The following is a 10,721-nucleotide window of genomic DNA, read 5'->3' on the forward strand; positions in this document are numbered from 1 at the left end:
CTGCTTCTTTTGTTTATCCGAGCACCACCCTGGGGAACCGAAAACTCGCGCGACCCCCACGCGGCCCCGCCCGGAACCCCGGACGGGGCCGCAGTGCGCTCAGCGCCTCGACGTTTATCCCTTGTGGGACTTCACGGCCTCGGTCAGCTGCGGGGCGACGTTGAACTGGTCGCCCACGATGCCGTAGTCGGCGATCTCGAAAATGGGAGCCTCTTCGTCCTTGTTGACCGCGACGATGGTTTTCGAGGTCTGCATGCCGGCCCGGTGCTGGATGGCGCCGGAGATGCCCAGGGCGATGTAGAGCTGCGGGGAGACCGTCTTACCGGTCTGACCGACCTGGAACTGACCCGGGTAGTAGCCCGAGTCGACGGCGGCACGCGAGGCGCCGACGGCGGCACCGAGCGAGTCGGCCAGCGCCTCGACGACCGCGAAGTTGTCGGCGGAACCGACACCACGGCCACCGGAGACGACGATGCTCGCCTCGGTCAGCTCCGGACGGTCGCCGCCGACGATCGGCTCACGCGAGACGACCTTGACGACGCCCTCTTCCTGGGCCGGAACCTCGACGACGACCTGCTCGCCCGCGCCGGCCTGCGGGGCCGCCTCGATGGCGCCCGGACGGATCGAGATCACCGGCACATCGCCGGTGGCCTTGGCCTCGACGGTGAACGCGCCACCGAAGATGGAGTGCACGGCCGAGCCGTCGGCGTTGACGCCGATGACGTCGACGAGCAAGCCGGATCCGATGCGCGCGGCGAGGCGGCCCGACACCTCCTTGCCCTCGGCGGTGGCGGCGACCAGCACGGCGGCGGGCGAGGCGGACTCGACCAGACCGGCCAGCACGTCGACCTTCGGGGTGACCAGGAAGCCCTCGATGTCGTCGGACTCGGCGACATAGATCTTCTCGGCGCCCGCGGCGGCCAGCGCGGCGGCCAGCTTGTCGGCGGTACCGGCCGGGCCGGTCACGACGGCGGCGGGCTCGCCCAGGGTGCGGGCGGCGGTGAGCAGTTCGGTGCTGATCTTCTTCACGGCACCGTCGGCGTGCTCGATGAGCACAAGTACTTCAGCCATTGTTCTTTCTCCTTCGAAGTCTCGGACGGGGCCGGATCAGATGATCTTCTGACCGATGAGGTAGGTGGCGATCTGGTTGCCGCCCTCACCCTCGTCCGCGATCTTCTCGCCCGCGGTGCGGGCGGGCTTCGGGGTGGAGCCGGTGACCTGGGTGCCTGCGTTGGCGACGCCGACGGTCGACGGGTCGATGCCCAGATCGGCCAGGGTGAAGACCTGAACTTCCTTCTTCTTCGCGGCCATGATGCCCTTGAAGGACGGGAAGCGCGGCTCGTTGATCTTCTCGGTGACCGAGACGATCGCGGGCAGGGACGCCTCGAGCTTGAAGACGCCCTCGTCGGTCTCGCGCTCGCCGGTGATCTTGTCGCCGTCGACGGTCAGCTTGCGCAGGTGCGTCAGCTGCGGGATGCCCAGGTACTCGGCGATGATCGCCGGCACGGCGCCCGCGCGACCGTCGGTGGCTTCGTTGCCGGCGATGACCAGCTCGACGCCCTCGACCTGGCCCAGCGCGCCGGCCAGCACCCACGCGGTCTGCACGGCGTCGGAGCCGTGGATCGCCGGGTCGTTGATGTGGATGGCCTTGTCGGCACCCATGGACAGCGCCTTGCGGATGGCCTCGGTAGCGCGATCCGGACCGGCGGCCAGCACGGTGACCTCGCCGCCCTGGGCCTCCTTGATCAGCAGCGCTTCCTCGACGGCGCGCTCGTTGATCTCGTCGAGGACGGCGTCGGCGGCCTCGCGGTCGAGGGTGTAGTCACCATCGGTCAGCTTGCGCTCGGACCAGGTGTCAGGAACCTGCTTGATGAGTACGACGATGTTCGGCATCGGTCTTCGTCGACCTCCTTCTGGGTACACGTGTGTGGTGGCCGCACGAGCTGGGCCGTACGTCCGTGAGTAGCTCAGAGCGGAACACTACCCTACGCTAAGTTACTCGTGGGTAACCTACATGCACAAGGGGTTCCCATCCGGTCCCTGAATCCAGCAAGGACCGGCGGTACCAGTAACGTCGGACGAATGAGCGAGGCTGTGATCCCTGCCGCACCCGTGGCCGCCACACATGAACCACTGCCGTTGACCGGTGAGCGGACCGTGCCCGGCATCGCCGAGGAGAACTACTGGTTCCGTCGGCATGAGATCGCCTACGCCCGGCTGCTCGACCGTTGCACCGGCAAGACCGTGCTCGAGGCGGGTTCGGGCGAGGGCTATGGAGCCGACATGATCGCCGGCGTGGCCGCGCGTGTCGTCGGTGTCGACTACGACGAGGGCGCCGTCGCGCACGTGCGCGCGCGCTACCCGCGCGTCGAGATGATCCAGGGCAACCTCGCCGAGCTGCCGCTGGAGGACGAATCCGTCGATGTCGTCGTGAATTTCCAGGTCATCGAGCATCTGTGGGATCAGGCGCAGTTCCTGCGCGAGTGCCTGCGCGTGCTGCGCCCGGGCGGGCAGCTGCTGATCAGCACCCCGAACCGGATCACCTTCTCCCCCGGTCGCGACACCCCGCTCAACCCGTTCCACACCCGCGAACTCAACGCGGCCGAGCTCACCGAGCTGCTGGTCGAGGCCGGTTTCACGGTCACCGAGATGCTCGGCGTGCACCACGGCGCGAGCCTGAAAGCGCTGGACGCCAAGCACGGTGGGTCGTTCATCGACGCCCAGATCGAGCGCGCGCTGGCCGGTGAGCCGTGGCCCGCCGATCTCACCGCCGACGTCGCCGCCGTCACCATCGACGATTTCGATCTGCGCGCGGGCAATATCGACGCGAGCCTGGACCTGGTGGCGATCGCCGAAAAGGCAAGGCGTTGACCGATTCTCGCTCCGCCCGGCCCGGCTCCGTGCCGGGTCAGTTCACGCTCGTCCTGCACTCCCACCTGCCCTGGCTGGCCCATCACGGGCGCTGGCCGGTCGGCGAGGAATGGCTCTACCAGTCCTGGGCCGCGTCCTACCTGCCCGTGGTGCGGGTACTGAAAAATCTTGCGGCCGAAGGCCGTACGCGCCTGCTGAGCCTGGGCATCACCCCGGTGCTGGCCGCCCAGCTCGACGATCCGCACTGCCTGGCGGGCATGCACCACTGGCTGGGCAACTGGCAGTTGCGCGCCGACGAGGCGTCGATGTCGGGCAATGTGGCGCTGGGCCGCCACGAACATCGGCTCGCCGCAACGGCTTTGGCCGAATTCGAGCGCGACTGGCGGCACGGCAGCGCGCCGGTGTGGCGTTCGCTCATCGACGCCGACGCGATCGAGCTGCTCGGCGGTCCGCTGGCCCATCCGTTCCAGCCGCTGCTCGACGAGCGACTGCGCCAGTTCCAGCTCACCGAGGGCCTGGCCGACGCGCGACTGCGCTGGGGCACCACCCCCACCGGTATCTGGGCGCCCGAGTGCGGCTACACCCCCGGCATGGAGCGGAGCTACGACGCCGCGGGTGTGACGCATTTCATGGTCGACGGGCCCTCGCTGCGGGGCGATACCACCCTCGGCAGGCCCGTCCGCGACTCCGATGTGCTCGCGTTCGGGCGCGATCTCCAGGTGAGCTACCGGGTCTGGTCGCCGAAACAGGGCTACCCGGGGCAGAGCGCCTACCGCGATTTCCATCACTACGACCACGCGACGGGCCTCAAGCCGTCGCGGGTGACCGGCAAAACCGTCGCCGGTCCTGACAAGGCCCCTTACGATCCCGAACTCGCGGCGGGCGCCATCACCCGCGATGTCGCCGACTTCGTCGAGACGGTCCGCAGCAGGCTGATCGAGGAGTCCGAGCGGATCGGCCGACCGGCCCTCGTGGTGGCCGCCTTCGACACCGAACTGTTCGGTCACTGGTGGCACGAGGGCCCCGAATGGCTCGAGCAGGTGCTGCGCGCGCTGCCCGAAGCCGGCGTGAATGTCGGCACCCTCGCCGATGCCCGCGACAACGGGTATGTCGGCGAACCTGTGCAGCTCAACGACTCGTCGTGGGGTTCGGGCAAGGACTGGCGGGTGTGGGCGGGCGACCAGGTCGCCGACCTCGTCGAGCTCAATGCCGACGTCGTCCGGCTGGCGCTGGACACCCTCGACAAGGTCCGCCGCGACGGTTCGCTGCGTGATCCGGTCGCCGACCAGTTGCTGCGCGAGGCGATCCTGACGGTCTCCAGCGACTGGGCTTTCATGGTCAGCAAGGACTCCGCCGCCGGGTACGCCCGCGACCGGGCCCACGAGCACGCGCACGCGGTGCGCGAACTCGCCGAGGCCATCGGGGCTGGCCAGTTCGCCAAAGCGGCCCGTCTCGCGGCAGGATGGAACGCGGCCGACGGATTCTTCCCTGGTCTGGACGCGCGGCGGTTGCCGACCGCTGTCCCGTCGGCCGCCGCTGAAGGATTTTCATGAAGATTTTGATGGTGTCGTGGGAGTACCCGCCGGTCGTGGTCGGCGGGCTCGGCCGGCACGTCCATCACCTGGCTGTGGAGCTGGCCGCGGCCGGTCATGAGGTCGTGGTGCTGGCGCGCAGGCCGACGGGTACCGACTCGATCACCCACCCCACGCACTCCTACATCGCCGACGGCGTGCTCGTCGTCGCGGTGGCCGAGGACCCGCCGTGCTTCGACTTCGGCGAGGACATGCTCGCCTGGACGCTGGCGATGGGGCACGCGATGGTCCGCGCCGGTGTGGCGCTCGGCAAGCCCGGCGTCGGCGAGGGCTGGATGCCGGATGTGGTGCACGCGCACGACTGGCTCGTCGCGCATCCATCCATAGCGCTCGCGGAATATTACGACGTGCCGCTCGTGGCGACCATCCACGCCACCGAGGCTGGTCGGCACAGCGGCTGGGTGTCGGGGCGGGTCAACAAGCAGGTGCACTCGGTCGAGTGGTGGCTGACCAACGAGGCCGATCAGATCATCACCTGCTCGACCTCCATGCAGGACGAGGTGGAGCGGCTCTACGGGCCCGAACTCCCGCCGATCACGGTGATCCGCAACGGCATCGACGTCGGCGCGTGGACCTTCCGTCCGCGCGCACCGCGCTCCGGTCCGCCGAAGCTGCTGTATGTGGGCAGGCTCGAATACGAGAAGGGCGTGCAGGACGCGATCGCGGCGCTCCCCCGCATCCGCCGCGCGCACCCCGGAACCACCTTGACCGTGGCCGGTGTCGGCACCCAGTTCGACTGGCTGCGTGAACGCGCCCGCGTGCATCGCGTCGCGCGGGCCGTGAATTTCGTCGGCAGCCTCGGACACGAGGAACTGCTCGGCTGGCTGCACGGCGCGGACGCCATCGTGCTGCCGAGCCGGTACGAGCCGTTCGGCATCGTGGCGCTGGAAGCCGCCGCCGCCGGAGTTCCGCTGATCGCCTCCACCGCGGGCGGACTCGGCGAGGCCGTCATCGACGGCGTCACCGGCGCCTCCTTCGAACCGGCCGACGTGGACGGCATCGTCGACGCGGCCCGCGCCGTCCTCGACGACCCGGCGACCGCCCAGGACCGCGCCTACAACGCCCGCGAACGCCTCACCGCCGACTTCGCCTGGGACGTGGTCGCCGCGGAGACCGCCCAGGTCTACTCGGCCGCCAAACGCCGCGTGCGGACCTCGCTGGGCCGCCCCGACATCGTGGAACGGCCGCTGCCGGAGCGCGATCCGAAATAGTGGACGCTTCTCGACGCGCGACCGTTGGCAGGTCGCGCGCCGAGCTCGAATTCACCCACAACGCATGACGCCGAGGCGACCACCCGGCTCTACCGTCACCCCCGTGCCCCTGCAGCAGATCCCCCACCTGGCGTCCGGTGGTGGGCTTGTTCAGGCGGGGTGGATGCCGCCGCCGTGATAGCGGGTCGCGGCGTTCCAGAGGAAGAAGCTGTCGATGCCTGCGTCTCGGGTCGCGTCGATCTGGGCGCGCAACTCGGCGTCGCCGTAGGTCACGCCGAGGCTGAAGTCCTGGAGCCACGGGATCACTGTGGCGCCGGTGCCCGCCGTGCTCTTCTGGAAGTCCTGCAGCGAGCGGAAGATGATGTCGTAGGGCTGGGCGTTGGGGTTGGCGACGCCGTACTCACCGGAATTCCAATGCGACGGATAGAGCATGGGCGCGACGAAGTCGACGCTGCGGGCCATGAGCGGGATGTCCTGGGCGATCTCGTCCGGGCGGGTGGAGGCGATTCCGTAGACCGCGGCGCTCAGATGCGCTCCGGCGAGGTTCACCGGGTAGCGGCTCTGGGCGAGGAATTCCGCGACCGCGGCGCTGGGGGTCTCGGTGAGGCCGGCGAACTTCATACTGGACAGGCTGCCGTCCGGGCGGCGGACGTAGTCGTACATGATGCCGTCGAAGCCGAGCTGTGCGGCCTCCACCGCGAGGTCGATGTTGTATCGGCGCACGTCGGGATGGGCGACATTGGTGAAGGCGATCGGGCCGTAATGACTGGAATAGGGCTGCCCGGACGGATTCTGGACAACCCAGTCGGGTCGGCCGCTGTGCCAGGCCCAGGCCGCCACGGTCGGATCGCGGAACGCGACAATGCGGCCGACCACCTGCAGGCCGAGGTCGTGCAATTGCCGCAGGGCGGCGGGGGCATCGTAGATCGAAGCGACAGCACCGGATTCGCGGGCGAGGGGAACCTGGGAGTCGTAGCCGACGACGCCGTCCTCGTCCTTGATGTCGAGCTGCACGGTATCGATGCGGCCTTCGCGAGCGAGATCGAGCACGGCTTCGCGCAGTCCCTCGTGCGACCAGGCGTGCGCGGTGACGTGCACGGCCCGCATCCGCGGCAGCGTGCGCGCCGTGACGACGGTGCTGCTGCTCTGATTGCCCGCGGCGTCCGCCGCCACGACCTCGACGGCGGGAGCCCACGGCACCGAGATCTCGAAGGCCCCGTCCGGAGCGGGCGTCACCGATTCCTCGCCGATGGACACGCGCACGGCGTCGATGGCATTGCCGCGCAGCACGACCGGCGCGCGATAGGAGCGCACCGGATCGGGTGGTGTCACCTGCAGGGTCGGCGCGACGGTGTCCGCGGCCGCAAGTCCCGCGGATCTGCTCAACGCGAATCCGGCCAACAGCGCGACTACCACCAACGCGAGGACAGCAACTGCGGCGATCATCGCCAATCGCCGCCGATCAACCGACTGGATCCGCAATCCCAACGCCCACACCACCTTCCGCTACCGTTGTCAGACCCACTATTTCGCAGGTCCGATGCGAACTGCCGGGGTATCGAAAGAACACGGGAAAAGCTTTGCCGCCGCGTTACATTATCGCGATGGGAGGCAGATCCAACCCGGTATTCCACCGCGTGTCCACGCTTTTGCTGGCCGCGGCGCTCACCGCCTGCACGGCAGAGGGCGCACCGGCTCCAGCCGATCAACCGGCCGGGCCCGCGACGACAGCGGAATCGCCGCCGCCGAATCCGGCCGAGATCGCCGCCAACGAGCTGGGAGTCGTCCCGGTCCTGATGTATCACCAGATCGCGGCGAACCCGGCCGGCGAATACGACCAGACCCCGGCGGAGTTCCGGGACGAACTGGAACGTCTCTACCGCGAGGGCTACCGCCCGGTGACCGCCGCGCAATACATCTCCGGCGACCTCGACCTGCCCGCGGGCACCCATCCGGTCGTGCTGACCTTCGACGACTCGACCGATAGCCAACTCGCCTTCACCGACACCGGGGCCGTTGCCCCGGACAGCGCCGCGGGCATCCTCGCCGAGTTCGGCTCCCGCTACCCCGACTTCCGGCCGGTCGCCACGTTCTACGTCAACAACGAGCCCTTCGGCGGCGACCCGCGCGCCCTGCCCTGGCTGGTCGCCCACGGCCACGAAATCGGCGCGCATACGGCGAGTCACGCCCACTTGGCGAGCCTGGACACCGACGGCGTACAGCGCGAACTGGTGCAGAACGTGCGCGCGGTGACCGCGGCCGCGCCAGGCGTCACTGTGCGCACCATGGCGCTACCGCTCGGCATCCATCCCCGCGATCAGGCGCTGGCGACCGCGGGCAGCTGGGACGGCACCCCCTACCGCTTCGACGCCGTGATGCTGGTGGGCTCGAACCCCGCCCCCGCGCCGTACGGCGCGGTCGACCCCGGCGGCGTGCCGCGCATCCGATCGGGCCGGGGTGCCGTCCCGTTCGATTCGGCCTACTGGCTGGACTGGCTGGCCGCCAACCCGGAACAGCGCTACACCGCCGACGGCGACCCGGCGCGCATCTCCTTCCCCCGGCATCTCACGGCGGATCTCGGTGCGCGCTGGTCGGACCGGACCAACCCGTACTGATGCCAGGTCAGGCGTCGGGTGTGAAGGTGAAGATCTCGCCGGCGCGGGTGGCCACGACGACCTCGCCCTTCGGTCCGACGGAGGTGCCGGTGGTGGTGCCGGTGGCGGCGGGCAGGACATCGGAGTCGACGGTGTTGCCGGTGGTGGTGTCGAAGGTGATCAGGCTCAGGCCCGCGCCGATGGCGGCGACGGTGTAGCCGATGCCGCCCGCGGTCTGGGCGGGGGTGCCGCGCAGGGCGAGGTCTTTGCGTTCCCACGCGAGCTCGGCGCGGTCACCGCGGTCGTGCAGGGCCATCAGGTAGCCGTCGTCGCCCGCGGGGATGATCAGGTCGTCGACCAGGGAGATGCCGCGGCTGGGGATCCAGCCGAGGGCCTGGGTCCAGCGGGTGCTGCCGTCCTCGGTGTTCACGGCGATCAGGCGGCCGCTGTTGTCGCCGACGTAGACGGTGGCGCCGTCGCCGGACAGCGTCGGGCTGGTGGCGCTGCCGCCGGTCAGCATGTCGGCGCTCCACTCCTGGGCGACCTTGCCGTCGGCGTAGCGCATCGCGCGCAGCGAGGCGGCGGACTTGCCGGGCTCCCACACGGTGACGAAGAACCGGCCCGATTCGGGGTCGACGGCGGTGGTGTTGGCGACCGCGCAGCGCGGGCCGCCGATCCGGCAGTCGTCGAGACCGTCACCGGAGGCCGGGCGGGTCAGGCCTGGCAGTTTCAGGAAGTCGGGCTCGCCCAGCAGCTGCAGCGTCGGCACCTCGCGACCGCCGGTCTGACGGCTCAGGACGTCGACCTGACCGGACTGGGTCACCGTCAGCACTTTGCCGTCGCCCGTGAACTGGATCGCCACCGGCACGCCCGCCACCGGCGTCCGCCAGCGCGGCTGGCCGAGGTAGTTGAAGGAGTTCACCGCGCCGTCGTCGCCGACGTAGACGTTGCTGACGCTGTCGACCACGGTCGGCGCCTCGATCGTCGACGGGCCGAGCGGGTTGCAGAAGCGCTTGCGTCCGGTGCGCATCTGGAAGGAGAAGATCGCGCAGTTGCCGGTGCTCGTCGTCACGAACATCTGGCCCTCGGAACCGATCGTCAACGGCTGGGCGATCGGGCCGCCCACCGGACGCGACCAGCTCAGCGACATCGACTCCGCGCCGGTCACCGGGCTCGCACCGCCGTTGCGGCCGTCGTGATGGGCTGCGGGCCAACCCTTTCCGCTGCCGACCGTGATGTCGTCCACGTCGGTGCCGCAGCCTGCCAACGCCACCACACCGGCGGCAGCGAGCGAGGCCGCGACGCGAGTCCGAGTTCGCACCTGCTGATCTCCCTGTTGTATCGAGCCGATGATCGGGGGTATCGCACGGTATACGTGCGCTCCGAAAGTACTCTGTGTAATCGATGACCGAATCCCCGGGGCTGGCCCGGTGCGATCACGACGGGAGAGTAGTTCGTGACGAGCATGTGGGGCGCGCCGTTGAGCGCGCGCTGGCGTGGTTCACGCCGCCGCGATCCGCAGCAGGCGCGTTTTCTGACCAGGGACTCGCTGCGCTGGGTGCTCGCCAACCGCGCCTACACCCCCTGGTACCTGGTGCGGTACTACCGGCTGGCCAAGTTCCGGCTGGCCAACCCGCACATCGTGCTGCGTGGCATGGTGTTCCTCGGCCGCAATGTGGAGATCCACGCGACCCCGGAATTCGCCCGCATGGAGATCGGCCGCTGGGTGCACATCGGTGACGGCAACGCCATCCGCTGCCACGAGGGCTCGCTGCGCATCGGCGACAAGGTGGTCTTCGGCAAGGACAATGTCGTCAACACCTACCTCGACATCGAGATCGGCGAATCCACGCTGGTCGCCGACTGGTGCTACATCTGCGACTTCGACCACAAGATGGACGACATCACCCTGCCCATCAAGGACCAGGGCATCGTGAAGAGCCCGGTCCGGATCGGCCCCGACACCTGGATCGCCGCCAAGGTGACCGTGCTGCGCGATACCCGCGTCGGGCGTGGGTGCGTGCTGGGTGCGCACGCGGTGGTGCGCGGGGACATCCCCGACTACAGCATCGCCGTCGGCGCGCCGGCCAAGGTCGTCAAGAACCGCAAGGTCGCCTGGGACGCCACCGCCGAGGAGCGGGCCGCCTACATGGCCGCGCTGGCCGATATCGAGCGGAAGAAGAACGCCGCGGCGCAGGCGTAATCGCCTCGCGGCCGCGCGGTCGAGGGGTGGAGGGGTTTCAACCCCGGGGATGATGGTTTTCCGCTTGTGCTGCGAGAACAATTATCGGTGTCGATCTTGCGGGATCCTCCGTTCGCGTGGGTTTCCCGTATTCCCCACCGAAGGAACCATCATGACCAAGAATAGAATTCGCGCAGCCGCAGCAGCTGTGGCGCTCACACCGATGATTGCCCTCGGGTCGGCTATTGCTACTGCGGCCCCCGCCGAATCC

General features: G+C 69.2%; 9 protein-coding genes. 5 read left to right on the plus strand and 4 right to left on the minus strand.

The annotated features are described in order from the left end of the window. Nucleotides 1-114: 114 nt before the first annotated feature. Both ACFWPJ_RS14220 and ACFWPJ_RS14225 read right to left on the minus strand, forming a co-directional pair. Nucleotides 115-1,071, minus strand: coding sequence for an electron transfer flavoprotein subunit alpha/FixB family protein (locus ACFWPJ_RS14220; protein WP_378851042.1), 957 nt, complete (start codon nt 1,069-1,071; stop codon nt 115-117). A 36-nt stretch (nt 1,072-1,107) separates the two neighbouring features. Then, nucleotides 1,108-1,893 carry an electron transfer flavoprotein subunit beta/FixA family protein gene (locus ACFWPJ_RS14225; RefSeq protein WP_189027240.1) on the minus strand — a complete coding sequence of 262 codons (786 nt, stop codon included), beginning with the start codon at nt 1,891-1,893 and terminating at the stop codon, nt 1,108-1,110. A 189-nt stretch (nt 1,894-2,082) separates the two neighbouring features. Between ACFWPJ_RS14225 and ACFWPJ_RS14230 the strand changes: the two genes are divergently transcribed. The 3 genes from ACFWPJ_RS14230 to ACFWPJ_RS14240 are packed head-to-tail and all read left to right on the plus strand — an operon-like array spanning nt 2,083 to nt 5,674. Then, nucleotides 2,083-2,871: a methyltransferase domain-containing protein gene (locus ACFWPJ_RS14230; RefSeq protein ID WP_378851045.1), complete on the plus strand. Its 789-nt coding sequence runs from the start codon at nt 2,083-2,085 to the stop codon at nt 2,869-2,871. Next, entirely contained in the window at nt 2,868-4,424 is a 1,557-nt protein-coding gene (locus ACFWPJ_RS14235; RefSeq protein WP_378851048.1) for a 1,4-alpha-glucan branching protein domain-containing protein, read from the plus strand. Before ACFWPJ_RS14230 ends, ACFWPJ_RS14235 begins: the two co-directional genes overlap by 4 nt. Continuing rightward, nucleotides 4,421-5,674 carry a glycosyltransferase family 4 protein gene (locus ACFWPJ_RS14240; protein ID WP_378851051.1) on the plus strand — a complete coding sequence of 418 codons (1,254 nt, stop codon included), beginning with the start codon at nt 4,421-4,423 and terminating at the stop codon, nt 5,672-5,674. Before ACFWPJ_RS14235 ends, ACFWPJ_RS14240 begins: the two co-directional genes overlap by 4 nt. A gap of 150 nt (nt 5,675-5,824) precedes the next feature. Here the strand turns inward: ACFWPJ_RS14240 and ACFWPJ_RS14245 are convergent, their stop codons facing one another. After that, nucleotides 5,825-7,120, minus strand: coding sequence for a putative glycoside hydrolase (locus ACFWPJ_RS14245; protein ID WP_378851054.1), 1,296 nt, complete (start codon nt 7,118-7,120; stop codon nt 5,825-5,827). A 158-nt stretch (nt 7,121-7,278) separates the two neighbouring features. Here ACFWPJ_RS14245 and ACFWPJ_RS14250 point away from each other — a divergent pair, with 158 nt between their 5' ends. Then, on the plus strand, nt 7,279-8,289 hold the full coding sequence (locus ACFWPJ_RS14250; RefSeq protein WP_378851057.1) for a polysaccharide deacetylase family protein: 1,011 nt from the start codon (nt 7,279-7,281) through the stop codon (nt 8,287-8,289). Between the two features lie 7 nt (nt 8,290-8,296). Here the strand turns inward: ACFWPJ_RS14250 and ACFWPJ_RS14255 are convergent, their stop codons facing one another. After that, nucleotides 8,297-9,589, minus strand: a complete 1,293-nt coding sequence (locus ACFWPJ_RS14255; protein ID WP_378851060.1) for a PQQ-binding-like beta-propeller repeat protein — start codon at nt 9,587-9,589, stop codon at nt 8,297-8,299. A gap of 144 nt (nt 9,590-9,733) precedes the next feature. Between ACFWPJ_RS14255 and ACFWPJ_RS14260 the strand changes: the two genes are divergently transcribed. After that, nucleotides 9,734-10,471: an acyltransferase gene (locus ACFWPJ_RS14260; protein WP_189027579.1), complete on the plus strand. Its 738-nt coding sequence runs from the start codon at nt 9,734-9,736 to the stop codon at nt 10,469-10,471. The last annotated feature ends 250 nt before the right edge of the window (nt 10,472-10,721 follow it).

This window comes from Nocardia sp. NPDC058497, from assembly GCF_042720195.1.
In the GTDB taxonomy this organism is placed as follows: Bacteria; Actinomycetota; Actinomycetes; order Mycobacteriales; family Mycobacteriaceae; genus Nocardia.